This window comes from Paenibacillus sp. FSL H8-0332, from assembly GCF_037963835.1.
Classification (GTDB): Bacteria; Bacillota; Bacilli; order Paenibacillales; family Paenibacillaceae; genus Paenibacillus_AQ; species Paenibacillus_AQ rhizoplanae.
Genome location: NZ_CP150145.1, coordinates 6,270,880 through 6,297,410, shown reverse-complemented (window position 1 = coordinate 6,297,410; position 26,531 = coordinate 6,270,880). Strand labels below are relative to the sequence as shown.

Genomic DNA, 26,531 nt, shown 5'->3' with positions numbered 1-26,531 from the left:
GAGCGGGCGAAGCGGAAATTTGGAACTGTAGGAGCGATAGCGTTCGCCTTTATTGGCAGATTTCAACCGCAGCCTGCGGTTCCAATCAGGAAATCTGCCAATAACAGCGACCGGAAGTCCAAATGTTCTGCGCAGCCCGCGACTAATCAGCCGCCAGGGGGCCAGGGGGTTCCTTCAGCGATCAGCCGCCAGCGTCCCGCAGCAAGCTTTTCCAGCACATTATATAGAAGGTAACAATACAAACCTTGATTTTTGAAGGCACATGATTTACGATTTAAATGCTTGTACCGTGGTCTTCGAAGAGCTGACAGTCCAAGGGCGGCAAGTCTGGGGGAGTTAACAGGTGGAGAATCTGGAAGGCAGACTGACAAAGCTCGCCCTGAAGGGTGACCAAAGGGCATTTGCCGAGCTTGTGGAACTATATAAAGACAAAATTTATCATTTGGCTTACCGTATGCTGAATAACCGCCATGAGGCGGAGGATGTTGTTCAGGAGACTTTTTTGCGCGTCTACAGAAATTTGGACAGGTATGATGATAAGCAGAAGTTCTCGACATGGATCTACCGGATTGGCACGAACCTCTGCATTGACCGGCTGCGTAAGCGTCGTCCGACCTATTCCCTGGATGCCGAGATGAACGACCAGGAGGGGATTGACGGGTATTCGATGATTCCGAGCGATAATGTGACCCCGGAGACGGAACTGCTGCTCTCGGAGACACAGAGACTCATCTATGAAGCCATCGACAGCCTGCCCGTGAAGTACAGGTCGGTTATGATTCTGCGCTATCTGCAGGATTTGTCGCTTCAGGAGATCGGCGATGTGCTGGATATGCCTGTAACGACGATCAAGACCCGGGTGCACCGGGGCCGTGAGTTTTTACGTAAGAAGTTAGGACCCAAATTGTAAAAATAGATTATTTTTTATGAAACTCCTGCATTGCAGGGACGTATGTAAGTTAAGCAAGTCTTATGCACTAAATTAGCACGTATGAAAGGATTGGCTCCTATGGAATGCAAACTGGCCGTCTCTATGATGCACGACTACCTGGATGACGACTTGCCCGACCTGCAGCAGAGGGAATTGAAGGAGCATCTTTTATCCTGTACGGAGTGCCGTGCGAGGTTCAAAGAACTGGAACAGACCGATATGCTGATGTTTTCCCTGATGCACCAGACACCTGTGGCCTCGGAGGATTTGGTTGGCCGGATTATGGATTCATTACCGAAACCCAAGAAGGAAAGAGCCTTCATCACCTGGATCAAGCGACATCCGGCCCTGACGGCGGCGTCCATGTTCATTCTTGTGATGCTGATGAGCTCCGTAACCTTTTGGAATCAGGATCGGCAGCTTGTGGTTAGAGGGGCAGACCTCGACCAGGTTGTGATCAAGGGGAATACGGTGATTGTACCCTCCGGCAAAATTATCTCCGGCGATCTGACGGTGGAGAACGGGAAGACTCAAGTCTACGGGGAAGTCAACGGGAACGTAACGGTAATCGACGGCTCGCTGTATCAGGCTTCAACCGCCCATATCTCCGGGCAAGTCAAAAGTATAGACCAAGCAGTAAGCTGGATCTGGTATAAAGTGACGAACATGTTCTCTGAAGTTGCCTACCGATAGCTAAATGTTGGTCGCTTGTAGCAGATAACTCATTTGCGCCTCTTTTTCCGGAAAGATGGCGCTTTTTTGTTGCCTGAAAATACAGGTTCTGCAATTTACCAGCCGCTAAACTTGCAACCGGAGGCGGAACGTTATAACCTAGAATAAGATTCAAGCTTAACAGACAATTTACATAAACCCAGCTAATTTGAAATGACGGGGGTTTTCGGCCATGAGCTACTTCACTGACCTTACATGGAAAGAATCCATTAAAGATATAATCGATATTCTAATTGTCAGCTACATTATCTATAAAGTGCTCAATATGGTGCGCGGGACGCGGGCAGTTCAGCTGCTGAAGGGAATTCTGGTGCTGGTCGTGATCTGGGGCGGCAGTACGCTCCTCGACTTATACACGCTGAAATGGCTGATGAACCAGATGTTTACGTTCGGGGTGTTTGCGATCTTTATTATTTTTCAGCCGGAGCTGCGGCGGGGGCTGGAACAGCTGGGGCGGGGTAAGTTCTTCGGGCGGAATGCGGAGAGCGATGAGGAGATCAGCAAGTTAATCGGTGAAGTGATTAAAGCCGTGAATTATTTGGCTGTGCGCAAAATCGGGGCATTGATCGTATTTGAACGGGCCACGGGGCTCAATGAATATACGGAATCCGGGATCGCCATGCGCTCTGAGGTCAGCTCCGAGCTGCTGATTAATATCTTCATCCCCAACACGCCGCTGCATGACGGGGCGCTGATTATGCAGGGAAGCCAGATCGCGGCGGCGGCTTGTTACCTGCCGTTGTCCGAGAATCCGTTCATCAGTAAGGAGCTGGGAACCCGGCACCGTGCTGCCATCGGTATCAGTGAAGTTGCAGACTCGGTATCTGTGGTGGTCTCCGAGGAGACGGGGCAGATCTCACTGGCTATTAATGGACAAATTGTCCGGGATATCAAGGAAGAGTCCCTGATCTCGAAGCTGCACCAAGAGCTGAGTGCAAGCAGCTCGCCCCTGATGGAGAAGAGCTCCGCTTTCTGGAAACGGAGGGGGAATAAAGACAATGGATAAATGGATGAAGAACAACAACTTCAACAAGATCCTTGCCCTGGCTCTAGGGATTATTCTGTGGACCATTGTGCATGTGGATACAGCGCCAGCGTACCAGACTACGGTTAATACCGAATCGAAGACGATTGAGAATGTCAAAGTGGAGATTGAAGGCTTCGACAGTGAGAATTATGTACTGACCAAGGATGTGGATAGCGTCAGGATGGAAGTAAGAGGCAAGAAGTCCGATCTGACCTACAAGTTCTCCGATGCGTATCGGGTATGGCTGGATCTGAAGGATGTGAAGCCCGGCGATAACACGCTTCCGCTGATGTATTCGACACCGAGCGGTGTAACCCTGGATGATATGGTCCCGAATCAGGTGAATGTGCATATCGAGGCGCGGACGACGAAGTCTTTTCCCGTCTCGCTGAATATTACGGGAGAGCCGGCAGCAGGCTATGAAGTAGGCAGTCCTGTGATTGACCCGGTATCCGTAGAGGTTACTCTTCCGGCAAGTGATCTTGGGCGGGTAGCGAAGGTGCAGGGGAAGGTGGAGCTGGAGGGGCAGAATGAGACTTTTAGCGAGAAGAGGCTGAAGCTCTTTGCTCTGGACAGTAAGGGGAATGAGCTGGAGGATGCGGTCATTGAACCCTCTACAGTAGCGGTAGAAGTGCCTGTTACCCTCCCGTCCAAAACCTTGCCGCTGGACATCAGCTTCACCGGCAGTCTGCCCGGTTCACTGGTGTTGTCCAGGGTAACGCCTGAACAGGACATGGTAACGGTGTACGGCAGTGCAGAGACCCTTAAGACCTTATCCTCGTATGAGGCTGTACTGGATCTGAGTGCTATCAAGAATGCGGGCACAGAGCAGATGAAGCTGGAGCTTAAGCCTCCGGAGGGTACAGGCAAGATTGAACCTGCGGCAATGACCGTAGCGGTCTCTGCGGCGGAGATTACCCAGCGGACCCTCCCGGCCATCCCCATTAAGCTGGAGGGCGTCAGCAGCGGGCTGACAGCCCGTATCTTAGACCCTGGAAGCGCCGCTATGGATCTGACCCTATCAGGTGCGCCAACACTGCTGGACCAGCTCGACCAGGATAGCATCAGTGTGGTTGCAGATGTCGGGGGGCTTACGGCTGGTGTTTACGATGTTACTCTCCAGGTGTCGCTCCCCCGGTTCATTACCCTGCAGAATGCCGCCTCGCAGCTTGTTGCGAAGGTGGAGCTGGTAGCGCCTGCTGCTCCGGCCGCGACTGCCGCGCCGGACAGTAGCCCTATCCCGACGCCTACGCCGGAGCCCAGTGCTGAGCCTGCATCTGGGGACGAGACGCTTATAGAGCCGACCCCTGAGCATACCAGCGAGATTATAGAGGAGACACCGACACCAACACATATTCCGCCGGAGGCTGAACCAACGCCGCCCGCAAGTGGCAATAATGCCGACAGTACGGGCGGAACGTAACTTTCCGGGCATGTGCGAGTCTATTTATATGCACCTGACATACACGAAATATCGAATCATTCATACTATAATTTATTAAGCTGAAGCAGCGTATTCAAAAGGAGAAAAAAAGATGGGTAAGTATTTCGGAACAGATGGCGTACGCGGGGTGGCTAACCGTGAATTAACAGCAGAAATGGCCTACAGCATTGGACGTTGCGGGGGATATGTGCTGGCAGGAAATGTGGAAAAGCCTAAAGTGGTCATCGGGATGGATACACGGATCTCCGGTCCGATGCTGGAATCGGCACTGATTGCCGGGTTATTGTCTATTGGTGCGGATGTAATCCGTCTGGGTGTAGTCTCTACACCGGCTGTAGCTTATATCACTAGATTGCTCCAGGCAGATGCCGGAGTTATGATCTCTGCTTCACATAATCCGGTGGAGGATAACGGAATCAAGTTCTTCGGCGGAGACGGCTTCAAGCTGACTGACGAGACGGAGCTGCGGATTGAAGAGCTGATGGATGCGGAGCAGGATGAACTGCCGCGTCCCGTAGGGTCAGGTCTCGGCACGCTTCGGACAGATGATGAAGCGAAGTATCTGTACCTGGAGTATCTGAAGACCACCGTCGACCAGAGCTTCAAGGGCACGAAGGTGGTGCTGGACTGCGCACACGGCTCAGCCTATGAGCTGGCACCACGATTGTTCAAGGAACTGGGCGCGGAAGTGATTGCCATTGGGGCAGAGCCGGACGGGCTTAATATCAATGACGGCTTCGGCTCCACACACCCGGAGACTCTGCGTGCAGAGGTGCTGCGGCATGGTGCGGATCTGGGACTTGCTTTTGACGGGGACGCAGACCGCCTGATTGCGATTGATGAGAACGGCGACGAAGTAGACGGAGACTTCATACTCTGCATTTGCGGGGATGCGATGAACCGTGCAGGAAAGCTGAAGGATGGCACTATTGTATCTACAGTAATGAGCAACATCGGTTTCTACAAGGCGACAGAGAAGCTGTCGCTGAATACAGCGAAGACTGCGGTCGGCGACCGTTATGTCATGGAAGAGATGCGCCGCGGCGGCTATAATCTGGGCGGGGAGCAATCCGGCCATGTGATTTTCCTGGACTATAATACTACAGGTGACGGAATTCTGACTGCGATTCAACTGGTGAATACCATGAAGTCCTCCGGTAAAAAGCTAAGCTCACTGAAGTCCATGATGACTAAATATCCGCAGGTGCTGGTTAATGTGCGTGTGCAGGACAAAACCAATTATCCGAACAATCCGGCCATTGAGGCCGCGATCATAGAAGTGGAAAGCAAGCTGGGCGACAACGGGCGTGTCCTGGTGCGTCCTTCGGGAACCGAGCCGCTGATCCGTGTAATGGCCGAAGGGCCGGATAAGGCAGAGCTGGATCTTTTTGTAGGGCAGATTGTTGAAGTGGTTCAGCGCGAGCTGGTCTAATCACTCACTGAAGTAGCAGGAACGGTAGCCGGTGGATGGATCAATCCGATTCGTTCACCGGCTGAATTATTAATGAGGTCATGGCTGTTTGGAAAAAGCATGAAATGGATGAAAAAGGTTTTCTTCGCCACATCGTTGCAAAAACGGGTTGAGGTGCATATAATAGACTAAGTGTCATTCCAGAAGGAAAGCGGGGATCGTAAGGTTATTGCAACACAAGCGCCAGAGCTTGATCATGCGCGGGAGAGAAGGGAGGACCGGTGGCTGCGTAGTAGTGCAGGACGGTCTGAACGGATCACGGCAGATGTAAGCTGACGAGGTGGAGGTGTTCGAAATGTTCGGCGGGGACCTCCCGGTGATGCACCAGAGCCGTAAATGGAAGCGGAAAATGCGAGGGCGACCTTGCACACAACGCTTTTGTGGGTGCTAACTTAAAGATGTACAAATCATGGGTATGCGCATTTGCAGGAACGCAGACGGTTCTGCCACGGCAGAGGAGAAGACTGTGCATAATCGTGACTAACGATGTAATTGACAGGTTATCATGTTGGGTGTAATGGACAACATCATATTTGCTTTTCTTCAAAACATGCCGCACGGCACGTTTCTTTCCTCATGCGCGCCTAATTACGATAAATTGGACGGAGGAAAATATAATGTGTGGTATTGTAGGATATATTGGTAATCAGAATTCGCAGGGGATCTTGGTAGAGGGACTTAAGAAGCTGGAGTATCGCGGGTATGATTCCGCAGGTATTGCCGTGTTCACCACGGAAGGTCTGCAGATTGTGAAGGCACAGGGACGTATGGCGAATCTTGAATCCCGTCTGGACGCGACTCCGCTGACAGGCAGCGCTGGCATTGGCCACACCCGCTGGGCTACACACGGCAAGCCATCCGATGAGAACTCTCACCCACACACAGATAACACTCACAAATTCTCGGTTGTTCATAACGGGATTGTTGAGAACTATCTGGACCTGAAGGAAGAGCTGATTGCCGGAGGAGCCATCTTTACTTCTGAAACGGATACAGAAGTAATCTCCCACCTGATTGCCCGCGAATATAATGGGGATATCGTTAAGGCTGTGCAAAAAGCGATCACTTACATGCGCGGAGCGTTCGCACTGGGTGTTCTGACTGAATATGAACCGGATAAACTGGTAGCTGTACGTCAAGCCAGCCCGCTGATTATCGGTCTTGGAGAAGGCGAGAACTTTATCGGGTCCGATATTCCTGCACTGCTGGAATACACCCGCAACGTATATATTTTGAACGACGGCGAAATGGCTGTATTGACGCGGGATGCTGTCGAATTAATGACAATTGAAGGCAACTTTATTTCTCGGGAAATGATTACTGTCGATTGGGATGCCGTTACCGCAGAAAAGGGTGGTTATGAGCACTTCATGCTGAAAGAAATCCACGAGCAGCCTAAGGCTTACCGCGATACAATGCGCGGACGGATGAATGCGGAAGGCAACAAGGTTATTCTGCCTGAGCTTAACCTGACAGAAGAACAAATCAAGAATATCCGCAATATCCAAGTGGTAGCATGCGGTACTGCTTATAATGCCGGTCTGGTTGGACGTAACCTGATTGAATCCTTGGTACGTATTCCTGTAGAGAATGATATCGCTTCTGAATACCGTTACCGTTCGCCAATCGTAACTCCGGAGACACTGGTTATCGTAGTGAGCCAATCGGGTGAAACTGCAGATACACTGGCCGCTCTTCGTGAAGGTCAAGCGAACGGAGCTCATGTGCTGGCAATCACTAACGTAGTAGGCAGTTCCATTGCCAGGGAAGCAGACAGTGTACTGGTTACGCTGGCTGGTCCAGAGATCGCTGTAGCCTCGACCAAGGCTTACACTTCCCAACTGATCGCATTCACTTTGCTGGGTCTGTATCTGGCTGAAGTACGCGGCACACAGTCTGAGTCTGAAGTTACCAAGATTTTGGCCGCTATGCAATCTCTGCCTGAGCAAGTAGAAGTCATTCTGGGTCAAAGAGACGCGATCAAAGCCTACGCCGAGCAAATCGCTGAGCACAAGCACCTGTTCTTCATCGGCCGCGGCGTAGATTACGCTGTAGCTCAGGAAGGTTCGCTGAAGCTCAAGGAAATCTCCTACATTCACTCCGAAGCCTATGCTGCGGGTGAACTGAAGCATGGTACCTTGGCACTGATCGAAGAAGGCGTTCCGGTCATCGCTCTGGCGACTCAGGAATCCGTGCTGGAGAAGACCGTCAGCAACATCAAAGAAGTTAAGGCCCGTGGCGCCCATGTCATGGCCATCACCCACGAAGAGCACAAAACCGACCTGCTCCGCTCCGTTGACCAGGTATTCGTAATCCCTCAGACTCTGCCGCTGCTGACTGCTGCACTGTCTGTAGTTACCCTGCAGTTGCTGGCGTACTATGCATCTCTGGCCCTGGGTCATGATGTGGATAAGCCAAGAAACCTGGCTAAGAGTGTTACTGTGGAGTAGGATTTGGGAAATTGGATATGTTTTTGTTCAGTGAAATAAAACAGTGAAACCAGTAAAAATAGAGTAAAACCAGTTAGAAATAAGTGAAACTAACGACAAAAGTGTAAAACCGATATTACATCTAGAAGGCAACCTGAAGGAATAATTCAGGTTGCCTTCTTTTCATTTGGAATTTGGTAATTGTCTTTTATTTGAGATGTGGCGGTGAAATAGATGATTAATATTGGATATAGAATAAAATGTATCCGAAAAGCTGGGGCATCGCGCATTATATGATTGCCGTTAATAATAATATTAAAGCCGCCTTGCGAATATCTGTTCGAGGCGGCTATTTGTATTACTTTTTCGCTTGTGAACGGTTGGATCTATGATCTGTAACTTCCTACCTGAAGAGCTGGTAGATGGTACTCGTTTCCCTTTAACCAGAGTTACTTCGGTTTTACTTGGTTGCCAGCCTCTTCTACCAACCTCTCTTGCTTGTCCTGAAATAGGAGCCTTCTCGCCCGGAGTAAGCAGGTTTTTCTTATCAGTCATAATATTCACCTCCATCCTGTTCTATAGGTATAAAGTTCTACAAAATAGAAGGTATTTCCTTGTTGATATCGAAATAATCACTGTTATATTAGGAGTTAGAGTGTAATTAAATAACTTCTTTTATATATTATTGATGTCTGTTAAATATCGATAGTGCGAATGATTGGAGGGGGAATTGTATTGAATATTCCGTTGTTAGGAGCTAGTATTGGGGCTTCAGCGGCGTTAACAGCGCAAATAGTTTCACATTGGTTGACTAAAAGAAGGGAAAAGGAAAAAAATGTACGTGAGATTTACCAAAAACTATATGCTCCTGTTATCTTAGATGTAATCAGTTACTTTGATATTGCTACCAATTTTAGAAAAATGCATGATATTAAAGACAATGTAAGCGAACAAACTATCCAGGAAAATATAAAAAAACATGTTGCGAACAACTTAATGTATGCTTCTCCAAGACTTTTAAATTCGTTACATAATGTAAAGAAGAATGATTATTATGAAGATTTTTCTGACGGGGAAAGTATGTTACGTGAACTTGAAATGTTCTTAATAACACTAGATGAGTTATTAAAGCACTCAAAGAAAATGGAATTTTTTGATGAGGATTTTAAAAGAAATATAGTTAGATATGAGGTGTTATATATAGTATGGATGGCTAGTCTTAGTTTTTTTGGTAGCTTTAATGTAGCAACTCAATTTATAAGTTACAATTTTTATTTTGATAAACAATTTTCAAACATAAAGACTTTCGAAAAAGTGAATAATTTATACTATGATAAGAAAACTAAAGTAGGGAGGTTAAAAGAATTCTTTTGTAAAAATAGGAAAAACCAATATAAAAGATACACAAGAGCTGAATTCGAAACTTTATTAACCTTTGTCTGGGATATTGAAAAAGATAAAGTGGAATTTAACCGCATAATTGATATGTTTTTAGAAGAAATCGGTGAACCGGATAGAGAATAATCCCTTTTAAAAAATCATGAAAAAACGCAGTTCTCTTGAATTAGAACTAAGTTGTTTTATATGTAAAAAATACGTTTGGGGCTGTAAATTTATGGTGGTCATAGATTGTGGTTAGACTTACGGAGAATGAATAGGAGAATTACTTATGAAAAGGGATATCGTATTATTAGTAGCTGATTATGATAAGGATATTTCAACTTATTATGAAAATATTCTAAATAAGTACCTTGCGGAAAGTGCGTTAAATGAACACCTGGATTCTCAAATCTCGCTTGAATATGTGTTTGGTGGTATTGGAGCAAATGTCTATTTCATTGATGACCATTTGAAGAATGGGAAGTTTAGTATGCTAATAGATTTATTGTTTGATGAGAGAAGCAAAGAACTAGAAGAGTGCTTTTATGATGAAAGAATAACTAAACCATTTAGAACTCGTGAACTAATTGTAATTAACACAAAGAAGATGATCGAGGTGCTAAAAGCATTTATTGGTGACATGACCTTTGGAAAATATAAAGGAAAAAGGGTTGAAGAGGTAGCTATGAACAATCCCTCATACTTTAAATGGATGCAGGATAAAGGAATGACAGAGTATCCTGAATTCAAACGATATTTAAAGATGAAGAATACTATATTGACAAATTAATCGCTTGTATTAATGAGGTTGTTATAAATCACTCTTCGAAGATTGCTACAATATTGTATGCTAATACATGTTTCGAATTAGTGTTGAAATATTGATCATTGTAAATATGCGTTATCAGTATTTATTGTTCTCCTTAATAATGAACTATATAATAATGTCTGAGGTCATTTAATAATGAGGGGTGCTTCTGATGGCATATAAAGCCTTTTTAGTAGCAGTAGATAAAAATGCTTCTCCTGATTTTTCTAGTTTGCCGAACACTCTTAATGATGTTAGTGAAGTAAAACGATTATTAATGGAGAGACCCTCGAACTTTTTTGATGATAATGTGCAAGAATTTACCGGAACGATTGCAAAAAAATCAATTGTAGAAACAGAATTGAGAGCTTTTTTTGAAAGTGCCACGAGTGAAGATATACTTTTCCTGTTCTGGGCAGGACATGGATATTTACATGAGGGAGTCGGATATTTAGTACCGTTTGATGGTGATACTGCAATAACAGATACTTCAATGATCCGAATGGCTGAATTAAAAGATATGATAGACAACTCAAAAGCAAAAGCAATTATTAGCCTTTTAGATACATGCCATAGTGGTTCTATTACTCGAAGTAAAGATATTTTAAGAGGGTTGCAGATCACAGGTACAGGTAAAGTAGTGATTGCTGCCTGTCAAGCCCATCAATATGCGTATGATCGAAATGGTCATGGTGCTTTCAGTGATTATTTAATCCAAGGATTATCGGGAGCAGCCGCTAATTTAGAAGGGAAAATAGATATTTACACTCTTTATTCTTTTATCTCTTCCAAGTTAACCGCTGAATTTCAATCTGGTGTTCAAGTCCCAGCAATTTGTAGCTCAACACTCGATGGGCAGCCTATCGAAATAAAGCGAATTATATTAAGAAGCGATGTAGAGAATCAAGCTCCTAAGTCAGATGAGGAGACAATCATGGATAATTCAGGAACGAGTTACTGGTTGGGCAATATAAGTAGTGAACACAACGGCTTTTCAGAGCTCAGGACGGGAGTATATAAGCTAAATATTAAGAATCCTGTCCCGGAAGTGGAGAATGAGTTTCGTAAGATTAATGATCAGAAAACAGTAGTCGTTTTTGCAATAAGAAACCAAGCGTATCTGGTGAAAATAGAAAATATAACTATTTCTTCAACTAGTTCAGATGACGTAATGGAGGTTGAATTAAAAAAGGTTGAAGGAAAGCATGAAACAGCCTCTATGGAAATGCAGTATGGTGGGGGATCGGGGAGAAAATTTACTTCTGATCAAATTGCCACTATTCGTGCAGAGCGGATATTGTTTGGAGACGAAAAAGATCGTACCTCTTTTTTAGGAGATATGTTTTTAGAAAGCCTGATAAATAGCCCTATAAACGGTAGCCTTAAAGTTGTACCGAATATAATTTCAAGTCTTCAGAATGAAGGATACAGTATTAGCAGAATACGTGTAATGACGGTTGGATATTTGATACTAACAGGGACTGTGGAACGTATTGAAAAGTTAAATTTTAAGATTAAAGATGGAACTATTACCGAAGTGTTTTTTACCGGCTACCGGACAAAACAATATTCTAATGTTGACCCAAGCCGTATTGAGTTAAATGGCCAAATTCGCTAAAAAGTAGTTTTAAATATTCTTTTTATGGTAAATTATAGTGGTTTTAGACTATCTTTTTTTCATGTTTATTAGATGCTTCTATAGAATCAGTAAAATCAACAAAATTAGTTTCACAGATTTATTTCACCCCACAATTTTTTGATTAATGTTGATATTCAACAATTAAGTTAATTCATTTTGAGCCGTCCTGAGAAATTAGGGCGGCTTATTTTTTTGATGTAAGATACAAATGAATAAATCAACTTCATCGTTAAATCCGGTAGAGTCTGCTATTATGTGTAAACGATTACACCATCAGGGCCAAGGGTAGTTAAGGTATCATCATTTTCAAAGAGACAGTAGGCATAGGACAGTAAACAAGTTGTCATGAAGGAGGAAATCGATATGCTGTATATATTCGGCGGGTTGCCAGGCACCGGTAAGTCCACATTAGCATCAGCTTTAGCAAGCGAACTGCGGGCACCGTATCTTCTGGTTGATGTCGTAAGTAATGTAGCAGAGTCTCTAGGAATTTCGTTTGTCGAAATCGAAGTGGTCTGTTCGGACGAATGTACACACAAGCATCGAATTACCACTCGTACAACGGATATTCCCGGCTGAATTGGGAGGGGCTCTCATAGCCTACGTGGAAGGCGGCATCGGAGGCTTGGAGGGATTCGGTCAGCATGAGGCGGCGGGCTTCCTGCAAGCGGATGACCTTCTGGTATTGCAGCGGACTCATGGCAGTGACGCGCTTGAAGTGCTTGTGGAAGGCGGAGGTGCTCATATTCACGGACTCTGCAAGCTGTTCAACGACAAGGGATTGATCGTACTGCTTAGTGATCACCTGGATGGCTTGAGCAATCCGGTGCGCATGGCTGCCGATGATGGCGAATTGATGCAGGTGTGAGCCTTGGTCGCTTTGCAGGACGCGATAGAGAATCTCACGGATAATGAGTGGTGTCAGGACAGGAATATCCTGAGGCGTGTCGAGTAATTGGATGAGCCTTACGATGGCTTCGAGTAAATGCTCAGAGGTTTGGACTACAGTGAGCCCAAGACGCGTTACATCCGGTACAAGGGTGGAGTCATTCATTTCTTTTACAATTTCCAGGATGGTGCCGGGATCGAAGCTTAGCTTGATGCCCAGAAACGGATGCTCAGGCGAAGCCGCGGTAATTCTCCCGTTAATCGGCAGCTCGACAGAGGTGACTAAGTACGTTGATGGATCGTAATGGTAAGTTTCGCTGGACAGGGTGGCTGCTTTGGCTCCTTGGGCAACGACGCAGATCGATGGCTTATAGACAGACTCCAGCGGTTCTGCTACATCTGTTGCGTGCATTAACTGCAAGGAAGGAATGAGCGTCTGGTGGGTGCCTGCAGATGGAGCATGGCGTAGGATGAGCGCAGCCAATTGCTGTAAAAGTTGCCCGGTCCGCAATGAATCGTCCACGTTGAAAGCCTCCTTTTCACGTATTGGTGTGATTTGATGTATATCATAGCGATAAGAAGAGAAATAGGCAAGAAGTGAACAGGTCTGTTATAACGAAATACTCTTCGATTGCTTTACAATGAATCCATAAGGCCAACAGAGTTTTACCTGGCTTAAGCGAGATTAAGGAGAGTGTTCGTGAATGAGTCTGAACGAAAAAGTAGCCATCGTCACAGGTGCATCAAGGGGTATTGGAAGACAAATCGCCATTCAACTGGCCGGGTTAGGAATAAAGGTGGCTGTCAATTATTCATCTAACCGGGGAAAAGCGGACGAGGTCGTGCAAACTATTAAGAAATCTGGCGGGGAAGCGATAGCCGTTCAGGGTGACGTAAGCAATTTGATTGATGTGGAAGCACTATTCGCAGCGACGTTTGGGCAATTTGGGCGTATCGATATTTTGGTGAATAATGCCGGAATTATGGACTGTGTGCCTATCTCAGACGTAACGGAGGAAATGTTCGACCGGCACTTTGCTGTAAATGTAAAAGGTACTTATTTCGCTTGCCAGCAAGCGATGAAGCATATGGAGCAGGGCGGAACGATTATCAACTTCTCGACCTCTGTATCGGGCGCGATGCTGCCGACTTATAGTGTCTACGCCGCAACCAAAGGAGCAGTCGAGCAGTTAACCCGCCAATTAGCGAAGGAATTCGGAGCGAAGGATATCGTTGTGAATTGTGTTGCACCCGGGCAAGTATCGACGGAGCTATTCCTGAATGGGAAATCTGATGAGCTGGTGGATTCCTTCCGGCGAATGAATGCTTTTGGACGGCTTGGCGAGCCCGAGGATATTGCGAATGTGATCGACTTGCTCGTCAGTGACAAGGCCCGCTGGATTACAGGACAGACGATTCGCGTCAACGGCGGGTTTAACTGAAGCAGATGATGAGTTCCTGCCTCTATCGTCTATGGTTTATAATGGATGAAAAGGAGGGGACGAAATGAATAAAGGCATGCTGCTTGTTCTAAATGGAACCTCAAGCTCCGGGAAGACTTCTATCTCGGCTGAGCTTATAAAACAGAAAGAGATTCCGTTTTATCATTTATCGATTGATGATTTTTTCATGAATTACAATGATTTCATTAATCATAAATTTCCTGACGAGCCTGTACGCGAAATAGACCATCAGGTGGTCTCGCAAATATTGGATGATGCTATAGTCTCAGTGTACTATTCGACGATTAAGCTGTTATCGGAAATGGGATTCAATGTCATCGTGGATACCGTATTCGACAACGATAAGAGATTTAATGAGTTTTTGGATCATTTTGCTGATCGGATTACGCTATTTGTTGGTGTCCTATGCTCCCGGGAAGAGCTTATCCGAAGAGAGCAGGCCAGAGGGGACCGGCAGATTGGTCTAGTGGATGCCCAGTTCGACATCGTCTATCGTTTTGATGAATATGACCTTGAAGTGAACACGGAAGAGCTGACTCCGGCAGAATGCGCAGAACAGATAATTAACTATATTAAGTCCAATCAGGAATACTCGGCATTTCAGAAATTGCGTAAAAGAGATGGTAATCTTAATAGAACGCTACTGACATAACGTTGTCAGGAAGGGTGGGTATAATGAAGACTATATTAACCTACAAACACGAATATTAGGAGGCTATTATGTCAGTCATTGGACCCGATTTCATCTCACTTCAGGTAAGCGATCTTGAAGGCTCTGCCGAATTTTATCAACACTATCTTGGACTCGTCCGTTCACAGGCGGGCCCGCCTCATGCGGTCGTTTTTGACACAAAGCCTATTGCATTTGCACTTCGTGACCTCATGCCGGGAGTCGAACTTAGTGCGGGGACTCAGCCTGGACTTGGTGTTGCGCTATGGCTCAATGCCCCGGATACGCAAGACATTCACGATAAACTCGCAGCAGCAGGCGTGAAAATCACATCCGCACCCATCGACGGCCCTTTCGGACGTACATTTACCTTTGCTGATCCGGACGGTTATTTAATTACTCTTCACAGTAAGGACTGATTAGTATAACAGTAATACCGTGTTACTCTAAGTAATTTGCTCCCCATATGGTAGACAGGTGAGATAATAGAGCCTGTTGCTGTATGGGGAGTTTTTGTTTGACTAAATTCTATTCTCTTAGAGAAATCAGATGCGTGAGAGTAATTTGTGGTGAATTATTTAAGAGGAGGAAATATTATGATAAAAAAATGGACAATTGCATTGCTTTCATCAGCATTTCTTTTGCTGCCTTTAACAACAGGGTCTGGTTATACGGCTAAGGCACAAACATCTACAACGGTTAACAATGGTCAAATAAACAACGGCCGAGTATTAATCCCCTTACGTGCTGTCTCCGAAAATCTCGGCGCAAGCTTGGAATGGTTTCAAACAGATAAAGTTGTTAAAATCAAAAACGGCAATTCGACGATATGGCTTGCAGCAAATTTCAAACGTGTGATTGTTGAATCTGCTCCATCAAGTGAAGCTCCAGATACACCATCACGAAAATATGTTGATTTGGATACTGCAACACAGGTCATTAAAGGAACAACTTATGTCCCTCTTCGTTTTGTTAGCCAGTCGTTAGGGGCAACGGTAGTGTGGAACCAACTATCTAAACAAGCAACAGTAACAGTGGGTAACAAAGGCTTGGTTGTTAATATGGAGACCCCATCTATCCAAATTCCGGAAAAGAACAAAATTTCTGAAGCACGCTTGAAACTACTATCTGATAAATTAAATCAAGCCTCAAACGAATCTTCAATTAAAAATGCAAATTCAACCTTCAAACCGTACTTCACGGATAGATTAATGAAGTCTATTGTTCAGAACAAAGGATTGAAAACAGCGGGTACTTATGAAACGCCGGTCACTTCACCCAGTTATACCAGTAAGAATTCTGCCACACTTTCACAGTCTGTGATAGTGGCGAATGGTCTTACAGGTGAAGATCAATATGCAGAAGATCGTACAGTCTCGCTAATATTCGCGAACGGAACTTGGAAGGTGGATAGCGTCACTAAGGGGTCTAGAGTTCTGATTTCAGGATTCTCTGATTATCATCCACAGTGAACAGGAGGTGGGGAATTTGAGTCCATGGGTGAAGTGGTTGGCCTTTTTCTTATCGCTACTGGGTATTGGACTAAGTTTCCTGTTTCTGTTTGATAACCCATACAGTGATCAGGTGGTATCCAGCAGCACACAAGTGATTGTGGTCCTCATGCTCAACCATTGTAGTACCAATACGTTCCAAATGAACAGAAGTCCCCACCCCCTTGTCTTTTCTAACACCACTGTGTTATCTTAGGATATATTTTCAGGGAGATATACAGAAGAGGTGAAGCACCAATGATCATCCGGCAGATTTTCAATAACAATGTGATTCGGGCTGAAGATCAGGTCGGACATGAATACGTTGTCATTGGGAACGGATTAGGCTTTAAAAAGAAGGCGGGGCAGCGGGTCGAAGAGGAACGGATCGAGAAGACCTTCATGCTGAAGCCTGAGAAGGTTCCGCGTAAATTGATTGATCTGATCGGGGAGACGTCTGCTGAATATTTCTCGCTGGCCGATGAGATTATTGCCCACGCCAAGGCGGAGATGGGTGACATCTTCAATGATAATATCTATATCACGTTAATTGATCATATTCACTTTGCGATTGCCCGCTACCGGAAGTCGATGAATCTGAAGAACGCGCTGTTCTGGCAGATCAAGAAGTTCTATCCCAAGGAATTCGCTATCGGTGTGCAGGCGCTGAGTCTAATCCGCAAGCATTTTGACATCGAGATGGACCAGGATGAGGCCAGCTTTATTGCGATGCACTTCGTGAATGCCCGGCAGGATGGGCAGGAGATGCAGCGGACGGTCGAGGTGACTAAGGCGATGAGTGATATTTTCAATATTCTGGCGGATGAATACCAGGTCAAGCTTAATGAGAATTCGTTCAACTACTCCCGGTTCTTAACCCATCTCCAGTACTTCCTCCAGCGCATGATCAGCGGGGAACAGGAGCGGTCCGCATCAGGGGATAACTTCCTGTACGATCAGATTAAGGTGAAATTTCCGCAGGCTTTTGCGTGTACGGGCAAGATCAACCGCTACCTGGAGGAGACGTATGGGAACGCCATGTCCATTGACGAGAAGGTCTATCTGACGATTCATATTCAGCGGGTAACCTCAAGAGATATGAACCCGTTGGATTAAAAAGGAAGTCAAAAAGGGCTTGCAAACGATTACTTAATCCGCTATATTGGAGTCACAACTTAAATCTAAGGATTGTTACTGCTACAGCAGGCGATACCTAAACGAGATGTGGATCACACCGGTGTGATCTCACAACTTTCGTTTAGGTTTTTTTTATGCCCATTTTTGGCGGTAAAGCAAAGGAGAATCAGCATGGATAACCGAAAAATGTCGGAAGACATCATCCGTCTCGTAGGCGGAGAACAGAATATTAACGACCTTGTCCATTGTGCCACCCGGCTGAGATTCAGCCTCAAGGATAACAAGAAGGCCGAGCGGGAGACGCTGGAGAAGCATCCGGGCGTCATTACCGTGGTGGAGAGCGGAGGGCAATTCCAGGTTGTCGTGGGAAGCAACGTAGCGAATGTATATGCCGAAATTGTCAAAGGCACCAGCTTCCTGTCCAGCACCTCCACAGATACGCAGAATTCCGGCCAGAAGACCTCGGCGGTATCGAAGGTGTTCGAGGTTATCTCCGGGAGCTTCTCCCCGCTGATTCCTGTAATGGCCGGATCGGGGATGCTGAAGGCACTGCTGACGGTACTTACGTTGCTGGGCTGGATGTCTGATTCAGGCGATGCCTACAAGATTCTGTCTGCGGCCGGCAATGCCGTCTTCTACTTCCTGCCGATCTTCCTGGGAATTACCCTGGGCATCAAGTTAAAAGCGAACCCATACGTAGCAGGAGCAATCGGCGCAGCGCTAATGGAACCGAACTTTACGGCGATGCTGGAGGGGGATGGCGGACATTCCTTCCTCGGAATTCCGGTGGTGATGGTCAGTTATGCCTCCAGCGTTTTCCCGATTTTCATTGCGATCAGCATCTATGCCCTACTGGATAAGTTGCTGAAGAAGATCATCCACAAGGATCTGCAAATCTTCATGGTTCCGATGCTCTCCCTGATGATCATGGTGCCGCTGTCGGTGATCGCCTTCGGTCCATTCGGTACAAGTGTCGGCGACTGGATTGCTTCCGGTGTGACCTGGCTGATTGGCGTAAGCGGCATCCTGTCGGGCGTTGTACTTGGCGGGGGAATGACCTTTATGGTCGTGTTCGGACTCCACTGGGGCTTCACCCCAATCACGCTGCAAAATATTGCGAACGGCGGTGACCCGATTGAAGCGATGGCTTCAGCGGCGGTATTCGCCCAGATCGGGGTAGCCTTCGGGATCTTCCTGCGGGCCAAGAAAGACCGTAACCTGCGGAGTATCGCCGCCTCTTCCGGGATTACCGGACTGCTGGCCGGTGTCAGCGAGCCGATAGTGTACGGCCTGATTCTCCGCTACAAGCGGGTGATTCCAATCGTTATTATTGCCGGGGCACTGGGCGGTGCGATTAACGGACACTTCGGTGTGCTGTATACGGCGTATGTGTTCCATAATATTTTCTCGATTCCGGTGGAGCAGCCGATGTCGATCTTTATTGTCTCGATGGTGGTCTCCATGGGTACAGGGCTGCTGCTGACCTGGCTGTTCGGCTATGAGAGTAAGGGTAAAATCGAAGCTTCCACTCCAGTAGCGGCACCTGAACAGATTCAGCCGGACAAGCCGGCAGCACCATTGGTGGACTTGAAGAAGGAGCTGATCTTCAGCCCGCTTACCGGCGCAGCGTTCCCGCTCAGCACAGTGCCGGATGATGCATTCTCAACCGGGGCCATGGGCAGAGGGCTGGCGATTGATCCTGTGATTGGAGAAGCGGTAGCCCCGGTGGACGGGACGGTGACCTCCATTTTCCCGACAGGTCATGCCATTGGCATCACGTCCACAGCCGGAACAGAGGTGTTGATTCATATCGGAATTAATACCGTTGGCCTGAAAGGCAAGCACTTCACACCAGTGGTCAAGGAAGGCGACCGGGTGAGCCAAGGGGATCTGCTGATCCGCTTCGATCTGGAGCAGATCAGAGCAGCCGGGTATCAGACGATCACGCCGGTTATCGTAACCTTAACGACCAAAGAGGTCGAGATCTTCGAGACGGACCAGCAGCAAATTGAGCAGAACGAAGTGCTTTTGACATTGGTGGATTAATACAAGACTGAGGAGGAATTAGGTATGCTGCACAAACAACTTCACGCTTTTCCAGAAAATTTCTTATGGGGCGGGTCCACTTCGGCTTATCAGCTGGAGGGTGCCTGGGATGAGGACGGCAAAGGGCCTTCCGTGATTGATCTGGCCAACCATGTGGAAGGGGTGACGGACTTCATGGTAGCCAGTGACCACTACCATATGTACAAAGAGGATGTGGCCCTGATGGCGGAGATGGGCTTCAAAGCCTACCGCTTCTCCATCGCCTGGAGCCGAATCTATCCGCAAGGAGACGGAGCTGTTAATCCGAAGGGGCTTGAATTCTACAGCAATCTGATCGACGAGCTGCTTAAATACGGCATTGAGCCCATCGTCACGATGTACCACTTCGATCTGCCTTACGGGCTGGAAGAGCGGGGAGGGTGGTCCAATCGGGCGACGATCGATGCTTTTGAACAATATGCCAAGACATTGTATGAGAATTACGGGGACCGCGTGAAGTGGTGGCTGACCATCAACGAACAGAATATGCTGATTCTGCACCCGGGATCGATCGGAACCTTGAATGAGAATATGACCGATCCGCAAAAAGAGCTATACCAGCAGAATCACCATATGCTCGTTGCGCAGGCGAAGGCTATGGTGCTATGTCATCAGATGCTGCCGGAAGCGAAGATTGGGCCTGCCCCCAACATCGGTGTGATCTATCCGGCCAGCTCCAAGCCAGAGGATATGCTGGCCGCAGATAACTATGCAGCGATCCGCAATTGGCTCTACCTGGATATGGCGGTCTACGGACGCTATAACCATATTGCCTGGAGTTATCTAGTGGAGAAGGGCTATGAGCCGAAGATTGAGGAAGGGGATATGGACATCCTCCGCCAAGGACACCCGGACTTCATTGCCTTCAATTACTACACTTCCCAGACCGTAGGCGAGAGCCGAAATGACGGGAACGACTTCTCCCACACGGGAGATCAGCACGAAATCGTCGGCGAGCCGGGAGCATACCGGGGGTCGGTGAACCCTAATCTGCAGACCACAGAATTCGGCTGGGAGATTGACCCGGTCGGCTTCAGAACAACGCTCCGCCAGATCTATTCCCGTTACCACCTGCCGCTGATTGTTACGGAGAACGGGTTAGGGGCATTCGACAAGCTGGAAGAAGACGGAACGGTAAATGATGCGTACCGGATTGAATTCTTCCGCAAGCACATCGAGCAAATTCAGCTCGCGCTTACCGACGGGGTAGAGGTGTTCGGCTTCTGTCCATGGTCTGCGATCGATCTGGTCAGCACCCATCAGGGCTCCAGCAAACGCTACGGCTTCATCTATGTAGACCGCGAAGAGTTCGACCTCAAGGAGCTGCGCCGCATCCGTAAGATGAGCTTCTACTGGTATCAGAAGCTGATTGCGTCCAGAGGAGAGGTTCGCTGATTGTAATCACAAAAGGGTTGTCCCGGTAGCCACGAGAGGCTGCTTGGGGCAGCCCTATTTTTAAATCATGCACAACAAAACCGGTACAATCGCCGTCTATACATAAAGAATGGAAAATAGTCTCAAAGGAGTGTGAAGCGCAAGTGTTAAAGAAACTGGCTTTTACCCTACTTATGACGACGCTGGTGTTCAGTGCAGGCGTAGCGCGTCCATCGCAGGACAAGGCCCAGGCCGCCGGTGCGGGCGCAGTACAGGCCAAGACGGCCGAGCAATTATATCCAATTGAAGTGAACGGGAAATACGGCTTCATCAACGGCAAAGGCAAGGTGGTTATCGAAGCGGTGTACGACGGAAACGGGTATTCAGGAGAGCCCGGAGGGACGGTGTATGTCGAGGACCATGCAGCCAAAAAGCAATATTATTTCAGTTCGGCCGGTACGAAGCTGTTCGAATATAAGCTGAGAGACGCCGGCATTCTGTATAATGACCGCGCGCTGTATACAGCGAAGGTTCAACTCGCCGGCGGGGCCACGGCGACCCGGTACGGGTATATAGATAACCAAGGCAAGGTGGCCATACAGCCAATCTATGTCCGGGCATTTAATTTCTCCGAAGGTCTGGCCCGGGTCAATATGGGTAAAGCCTCGGGTTACATTAACACGAAGGGCACGCTTATCGTTCCTTACAGATATAGCTTTACTTCTGATTTCTCGGAAGGCATGGCGGCCGTTACACTTGCCGTTGGCGGAAAATACGGCTATATCGACACCACTGGCAAGCTTCGCATCACCCCACGGTATGATTACGCCACACCGTTCTCCGGCGGGGCGGCAGTTGTGTATGTGAACGGCAAATACGGCTACATCGACAAAACAGGCAATTACCTGATTAAACCGCAGTTCAGCATGGCCCAACCGTTCTCGGAAGGGCTGGCGTTCGTCGAGCGCAATGGAGCCACCTTCTATATTAATAAGAAGGGCGCCAAGGTCATTCAGGGATTCACGGCTGGAGGTTTGTTCAAGGGTGGTCTGGCTCCGGCAAGCCCGGGGCAGAGGTACGGCTATATTAATACCTCCGGACGCTTCGTGGTTAAGCCGCAACTCTATTGGGCCGATTCCTTTAAGGGAGAACTGGCGGAAATCACCCTGCTGGTTCCAGATACACGCGAGGAAATCAGAGGGTACATGAACCGCAGCGGAGCCATCGTCTGGCCGCCGGCTTCCGAGCTTCCGGGCGGAGTGGTGAAACCGTAACTAAATCATTCCACCAAGAGTAGAGGAGGCAATAATATTCCATGGGCAACAACTTATACAGAAAACTAGGGGCGGCCTTTCTGATTACTGCCGGGTTAATCTACACTATCGAACGTGTAGGGGCGTTGATCGCCCGCAGTCATGAAATTAATGCGTTATACCAAGCGCAAATGTTCAATGTCCAGCCTAAAATCCATATCGCAGGCTTCTTCGATAATATTTTTGTGCCAATCCTTACGTTAATTGGTGTGATACTATTCGTATACGGTTTTCCGAAGAAAACAAAATAGCCCAACTCTAAAAGGCGGCAGTCATTCCTGTGAATGGCTGCCGCTGTTGTGCTAACGATCGGGAGAAGTATAGTCAAAAGGTATACACATGATCCTTAATATCCGCCCAGGCCAGCGTTCCGTCTGGCATCCAGCCCAGCAATGTGCCTGCGGATACGAACGTGAAGGTCCGCTCCTGTGTGTCGTACACCTGTATGGTTCCTGTGCCGGATTGGAAGGCTGCGAATCTGTTGTCCGGTGACCACATCAGCCCGGATAGCAACAGGTCATTATGCGGCTGCCGCTCATGAGCTTTGAGATCCTGCTTCAGCTTGTCCGTGATGCGCTCGTCCTGCATAACTGATGAGGTTCCGCTTCCGGTATTGTACCGGTTTTGGCCCAGCGGGTTCTTCTCATTTCTGTCTACGGGAAGAAGCAGATGCGAATCGTCCTCCCAAGTCAGAGAATAGACGAACAGGAAGCCGTCACTATGGGAGATGAAGGCGGCGTTCTGCTGCGAATGCAGTATTTTCCCCTGCTGATCCAGTACCGTCAAGTCTGCCCCGGGGCCGATAAACTCGTCATGAGCGGTTAATACAGCAATACGCTTACCGTCAGGCGAGGAGGACATGCCGTAGACAGGCTTGCTGAATACAAGAAGCTTCGTACGGGTGAAGTCCTTCAGGTCTACACGATACAGCGTCTTATTGCCCGAGATCATATAAGTGAAATCCCCATAGAAGCGGTCAGAATACATCTCATGGTAACCATAGTCATTGCCGTAGGCATCTTTCTCCTGAGCAAAAACCGGAATCTCCAGCGCCTCGCCTGTCAGGGCGTGCACCAGATGATGCTTCTCCTGTCCGTAGAACAGATAGGAAGGGGCAACCGATTCCCGGGTCTGAATGGACTTGATCCAGCCCGTGTTCCAGGCAGGTACTACGCGCCGGGTACCGGAGGTGACGCCTTGGAACAACAGACTGCCCTCACCGTCTCCAGCTCTGATCACTACCGTGTTACGGTACGGCTGTTCCGTGCTGGCATACTTGCGCCCTTCTGCAGTAACGGCTTCATCCAGGTTAAATGTCCCGGACCAGACGCTGCCCTCATCCAGATGCAGGCGGATTTGGACAAAGCGCGGAGACTCCCATTCCAGCGTGTAACGGAATTCGGTCTCGGGATCACTGGTCTGTAGACTATTTTTCAGCGCTTGCTCCAATGATTTCTGGTCAATATCAATGTTGGATTTCACCTGCACCAGTTGTCCGCCTCCGCCGATAGTTTTCAATTGCTCAATATAGAGCAGCGGTTCTTCCTCGATTGAAGATGCTGAAGGGGAAGGGGTGGCTGACACAGCTGTGGGTGATACGATGGATGGGGAAGCTGTGGGCGGAGCTGAGGAAGAGCCGTTCACGCCCGCCTTGTCTGCCCCCTGACACCCTGAGAGCAAAGCCGCCGCCAGCACAATTGCTGCCATATAGCGCATGCATAAACCTCCTATTGTGTTCAATTATCCTATTGTTTTCAGAGAATAGATGGATTTACCATATTGTTATGGACGCATTCGCTGTACAGAAGTTGCAGATGCCGGTTTGACTTCCATTCTCTGCATGGCTACCATGGAAGCAAAGCTTTGGCTGATAAGCCACAAATAGAGGTGATCCTAAATGATAAAAGAAGTAGAGATGTGGACCCATACCTTAGAAGAAATGAAATACTTTTATGAGAATACTCTTGGGCTGACGGTAGTCCAGGAACATTCAGCCTCCTTCATTGTACAAGCGGGGGTGTCTACTCTAATCTTTACTGAGTCTAACCCAAGCAGACAGCCGAAATATCATTTTGCTTTTAATATTCCTGAGAATCAGATAGATGAAGCGTTGCGCTGGATCACTCCAAAGGTATCTGTCATTCCTAATGAGGGCCAGGAAGTTGTGCACTTCGAGTCTTGGAATGCCGATTCCATCTATTTCTATGATCCGGCAGGTAATATTGTAGAGTTGATTGCCCGGCACAATCTGAACAATTCCGCCAATGAAGCATTTTCTCCAGCCAGTCTGTTATGTGTAAGTGAGATCGGGCTGCCTGTACCCGATGTGGAGGAGGCGCTGCTTAAGCTATCCCGGGTAGGGATTGTTCCTTGGCAGGATTACCATAGCCAGTTCGCCGCTGCAGGTGACGAGCACGGGTTGATTATTGCTGTGAAGCAAGGCCGGGTCTGGTTCATGTCTGATCAGGAGGAAGCCTATCCGCATCCGCTAACTATTAAGACGGCTGTTTGTGAGATCACGCTGGATGATACAGAGGGGGTGCAGGTCCGGGGGCTTCGTTAAGCTAACCGTACAGAATGAGTATAACGGTTCTTTCTTTTGACTTCTCGCCTCCGTATGTCTACCCTGAAGGTACATAATAAGGAAAGCGAGTGAACTTATGAATCGAAGCGCTGACAGGCTGAACGTTGTCATTCGGGACACGGGAGGGGTTAAGCTGTCAAGCGAATTCACTTCCGTGTAGGCACAACAGATACGGAGGGATAATTTTGAAGAATACGCAAGCAGGCTTTGAGTACAGTGGGGATTATTATGAAGCAGTCGGGGATTTCATGCGGGAGCAATATTTGGCCTATGGTTTCGCCCAGGGAACGATGCAGGAAGTAGACTTTTTAATGGAGTTAATGAATCTGCGGCAGGGTACCCGCACCCTGGATATTGGCTGTGGTCCGGGGCGGCATAGTCTGGAATTGGCCCGGCGCGGAATTAGAACAGTGGGCGTGGATATTTCTGCGGAATTTATCAGGCACGCAAATCGGGAGGCTGCGAAGGAAGAGTTTCAGGCAGTATTTCTGGTGGCGGATGCCCGCGAGTTAACGTTTGATCAGGAATTCGATGGCGCAATTTGTCTGTGTGAAGGGGCCTTTGGACTGGCGGGCAGTGAAGAGAATCACCGGAAGGTCCTTAGAGGAGTTCATCGGGCGCTGAAGCCGGGTTCTTTGTTTGTGCTTACGGTAATTAATGCGCTTAACTTAGCCCGGCGTATACAGGATGAGTCGTTATTTGATCCGTATTCCTGCACCGTAATCGATAAAGAAGAGGTTCTCAGTCCCGAGGGCGAATCCAAAGAGGTATTGATCTATACCACAGCTTTTACCTTCCGGGAATTACAGATGCTGCTGGTTAGTGAAGGTTTCGAAGTGGAGGCTGCGTATGACTGTAGCCCAGGACAATTCGGGAAACACTCCTTACAGCTCGGGAGCATGGAGATTATGATGGTTGCCCGCCGTAATTAAACAGTAGTGTTGTGAATAACCAGCGGTAGCCGGGACTCTTAAAGGGGCCAGGGCGCCGCTGTTTGGTGTTCGTAGATGGAAGAGATAAAATAAATAGCAGGAGGGGAATTATGGAACTTACTGTGAAGAACTCTATTATTGAATTGATTCGGGGAGACATCACCCAAGTTGAGGCAGAGGCAATCGTCAATGCTGCGAATACCAGCTTGCTGGGCGGGGGCGGAGTAGACGGTGCTATCCATAGAGCCGGGGGCAAGGCCATTTTAGAAGAATGCATTAAGATCCGGAATCAGCAAGGCGGTTGTCCGGTGGGCGAAGCGGTAGTGACCACAGCAGGAAACTTGCCAAGCCGTTATGTCATTCATACCGTAGGCCCTGTGTGGAACGGCGGCATGAGTCAGGAGGAAGATAAGCTGAGGAATTGTTACAGGAATGCATTAACGCAGGCTGAAGGAAAGGGAGTGACAAGCATTGCTTTTCCCAATATAAGCACCGGCATCTACAAATATCCGAAAGTTTTAGCTTGTGCTGTAGCTGTAGAGGAAGTATCTAATTACCTGTTGAAGAATGAAACAAACATTGAGAGGGTTATATTTGTATGTTTCGATGAAGAGAACTTAGCAATCTATAAGAATGAATTAAGCAAATGAACCTTTTCCCCGCTCCATTTGTTTATAAATTGCCAGACTCTGAGCAGTGAAGTTTAACAAACAAAGCGGAGGGATTACAGGTGT

The 26,531-nt window shown here is 47.7% G+C and carries 25 protein-coding genes; 22 read left to right on the top strand and 3 right to left on the bottom strand.

The genetic code is table 11. From position 1 onward, the window contains the following. Positions 1 to 343 precede the first annotated feature (343 nt). The 6 genes from sigW to glmS all read left to right on the top strand — a co-directional run bounded on the left by sigW (position 344) and on the right by glmS (position 8,055). The gene (gene sigW / locus NST43_RS27205) at positions 344 to 910 is read left to right on the top strand and encodes an RNA polymerase sigma factor SigW (protein WP_036696241.1); all 567 of its coding nucleotides are present in this window, start codon (positions 344 to 346) and stop codon (positions 908 to 910) included. Positions 911 to 1,009: 99 nt separating this feature from the next. Then, positions 1,010 to 1,624, top strand: a complete 615-nt coding sequence (locus NST43_RS27200) for a zf-HC2 domain-containing protein (protein ID WP_036724508.1) — start codon at positions 1,010 to 1,012, stop codon at positions 1,622 to 1,624. Positions 1,625 to 1,835: 211 nt separating this feature from the next. Beyond that, positions 1,836 to 2,669 (top strand): diadenylate cyclase CdaA, encoded by an 834-nt coding sequence (cdaA, locus tag NST43_RS27195; RefSeq protein WP_209991754.1) that lies wholly within the window; start codon positions 1,836 to 1,838, stop codon positions 2,667 to 2,669. Next, positions 2,662 to 4,113, top strand: a complete 1,452-nt coding sequence (locus NST43_RS27190) for a CdaR family protein (RefSeq protein ID WP_339220472.1) — start codon at positions 2,662 to 2,664, stop codon at positions 4,111 to 4,113. The genes cdaA and NST43_RS27190 overlap by 8 nt, the downstream gene beginning before the upstream one ends. Positions 4,114 to 4,225: 112 nt before the next feature. Further along, complete coding sequence (gene glmM, locus NST43_RS27185; protein WP_339220470.1) at positions 4,226 to 5,566, top strand: phosphoglucosamine mutase; 1,341 nt, start codon at positions 4,226 to 4,228, stop codon at positions 5,564 to 5,566. 656 nt (positions 5,567 to 6,222) lie between these two features. Next, the gene (gene glmS, locus NST43_RS27180; protein ID WP_209991757.1) at positions 6,223 to 8,055 is read left to right on the top strand and encodes a glutamine--fructose-6-phosphate transaminase (isomerizing); all 1,833 of its coding nucleotides are present in this window, start codon (positions 6,223 to 6,225) and stop codon (positions 8,053 to 8,055) included. A gap of 294 nt (positions 8,056 to 8,349) precedes the next feature. Here the strand turns inward: glmS and NST43_RS27175 are convergent, their stop codons facing one another. Further along, positions 8,350 to 8,589, bottom strand: a complete 240-nt coding sequence (locus tag NST43_RS27175; protein WP_339220468.1) for a hypothetical protein — start codon at positions 8,587 to 8,589, stop codon at positions 8,350 to 8,352. Positions 8,590 to 8,769: 180 nt separating this feature from the next. Between NST43_RS27175 and NST43_RS27170 the strand changes: the two genes are divergently transcribed. The 4 genes from NST43_RS27170 to NST43_RS27155 all read left to right on the top strand — a co-directional run bounded on the left by NST43_RS27170 (position 8,770) and on the right by NST43_RS27155 (position 12,440). Beyond that, positions 8,770 to 9,558 carry a hypothetical protein gene (locus NST43_RS27170; RefSeq protein ID WP_339220467.1) on the top strand — a complete coding sequence of 263 codons (789 nt, stop codon included), beginning with the start codon at positions 8,770 to 8,772 and terminating at the stop codon, positions 9,556 to 9,558. A gap of 145 nt (positions 9,559 to 9,703) precedes the next feature. Further along, on the top strand, positions 9,704 to 10,204 hold the full coding sequence (locus NST43_RS27165) for a hypothetical protein (RefSeq protein WP_339220466.1): 501 nt from the start codon (positions 9,704 to 9,706) through the stop codon (positions 10,202 to 10,204). A 190-nt stretch (positions 10,205 to 10,394) separates the two neighbouring features. Next, a complete protein-coding gene (locus NST43_RS27160; RefSeq protein WP_339220464.1) occupies positions 10,395 to 11,840 on the top strand; it encodes a caspase family protein in 1,446 nt (481 codons plus the stop codon). Positions 11,841 to 12,206: 366 nt separating this feature from the next. Continuing rightward, complete coding sequence (locus NST43_RS27155; RefSeq protein WP_339220462.1) at positions 12,207 to 12,440, top strand: AAA family ATPase; 234 nt, start codon at positions 12,207 to 12,209, stop codon at positions 12,438 to 12,440. On the opposite strand, the gene NST43_RS27150 is transcribed toward NST43_RS27155, so the two are convergent. Continuing rightward, entirely contained in the window at positions 12,409 to 13,272 is an 864-nt protein-coding gene (locus NST43_RS27150; RefSeq protein WP_339220460.1) for an AraC family transcriptional regulator, read from the bottom strand. The two genes, NST43_RS27155 and NST43_RS27150, sit on opposite strands and share 32 nt — an antisense overlap. A 181-nt stretch (positions 13,273 to 13,453) precedes the next feature. On the opposite strand from NST43_RS27150, the gene NST43_RS27145 reads away from it, so the two are divergent. The 9 genes from NST43_RS27145 to NST43_RS27105 all read left to right on the top strand — a co-directional run bounded on the left by NST43_RS27145 (position 13,454) and on the right by NST43_RS27105 (position 22,532). Continuing rightward, positions 13,454 to 14,191, top strand: coding sequence for an SDR family oxidoreductase (locus NST43_RS27145; protein WP_339220459.1), 738 nt, complete (start codon positions 13,454 to 13,456; stop codon positions 14,189 to 14,191). A 64-nt stretch (positions 14,192 to 14,255) separates the two neighbouring features. Continuing rightward, positions 14,256 to 14,864: an AAA family ATPase gene (locus NST43_RS27140; RefSeq protein WP_339220458.1), complete on the top strand. Its 609-nt coding sequence runs from the start codon at positions 14,256 to 14,258 to the stop codon at positions 14,862 to 14,864. A 68-nt stretch (positions 14,865 to 14,932) separates the two neighbouring features. Beyond that, entirely contained in the window at positions 14,933 to 15,301 is a 369-nt protein-coding gene (locus NST43_RS27135) for a VOC family protein (protein ID WP_339220457.1), read from the top strand. 177 nt (positions 15,302 to 15,478) lie between these two features. After that, positions 15,479 to 16,354 (top strand): copper amine oxidase N-terminal domain-containing protein, encoded by an 876-nt coding sequence (locus tag NST43_RS27130; protein WP_339220455.1) that lies wholly within the window; start codon positions 15,479 to 15,481, stop codon positions 16,352 to 16,354. 276 nt (positions 16,355 to 16,630) lie between these two features. Beyond that, complete coding sequence (locus tag NST43_RS27125) at positions 16,631 to 17,488, top strand: PRD domain-containing protein (protein ID WP_339220454.1); 858 nt, start codon at positions 16,631 to 16,633, stop codon at positions 17,486 to 17,488. A 192-nt stretch (positions 17,489 to 17,680) separates the two neighbouring features. After that, positions 17,681 to 19,555, top strand: a complete 1,875-nt coding sequence (locus NST43_RS27120) for a beta-glucoside-specific PTS transporter subunit IIABC (protein WP_339220453.1) — start codon at positions 17,681 to 17,683, stop codon at positions 19,553 to 19,555. A gap of 24 nt (positions 19,556 to 19,579) precedes the next feature. After that, on the top strand, positions 19,580 to 20,989 hold the full coding sequence (locus NST43_RS27115; protein ID WP_339220452.1) for a glycoside hydrolase family 1 protein: 1,410 nt from the start codon (positions 19,580 to 19,582) through the stop codon (positions 20,987 to 20,989). Positions 20,990 to 21,132: 143 nt separating this feature from the next. After that, positions 21,133 to 22,242 (top strand): WG repeat-containing protein, encoded by a 1,110-nt coding sequence (locus NST43_RS27110; RefSeq protein WP_339220450.1) that lies wholly within the window; start codon positions 21,133 to 21,135, stop codon positions 22,240 to 22,242. A gap of 41 nt (positions 22,243 to 22,283) precedes the next feature. Further along, entirely contained in the window at positions 22,284 to 22,532 is a 249-nt protein-coding gene (locus NST43_RS27105; protein ID WP_339220449.1) for a hypothetical protein, read from the top strand. Between the two features lie 73 nt (positions 22,533 to 22,605). Here NST43_RS27105 and NST43_RS27100 read toward each other — a convergent pair whose 3' ends face one another. Then, positions 22,606 to 23,997 (bottom strand): hypothetical protein, encoded by a 1,392-nt coding sequence (locus NST43_RS27100; protein ID WP_339220448.1) that lies wholly within the window; start codon positions 23,995 to 23,997, stop codon positions 22,606 to 22,608. Positions 23,998 to 24,178: 181 nt separating this feature from the next. Between NST43_RS27100 and NST43_RS27095 the strand changes: the two genes are divergently transcribed. The 3 genes from NST43_RS27095 to NST43_RS27085 all read left to right on the top strand — a co-directional run bounded on the left by NST43_RS27095 (position 24,179) and on the right by NST43_RS27085 (position 26,447). Beyond that, complete coding sequence (locus tag NST43_RS27095) at positions 24,179 to 24,844, top strand: VOC family protein (RefSeq protein WP_339220447.1); 666 nt, start codon at positions 24,179 to 24,181, stop codon at positions 24,842 to 24,844. 206 nt (positions 24,845 to 25,050) lie between these two features. Then, positions 25,051 to 25,797: a class I SAM-dependent methyltransferase gene (locus NST43_RS27090; RefSeq protein WP_339220446.1), complete on the top strand. Its 747-nt coding sequence runs from the start codon at positions 25,051 to 25,053 to the stop codon at positions 25,795 to 25,797. Between the two features lie 110 nt (positions 25,798 to 25,907). Continuing rightward, entirely contained in the window at positions 25,908 to 26,447 is a 540-nt protein-coding gene (locus NST43_RS27085) for an O-acetyl-ADP-ribose deacetylase (RefSeq protein WP_339220445.1), read from the top strand. Positions 26,448 to 26,531 lie beyond the last annotated feature (84 nt).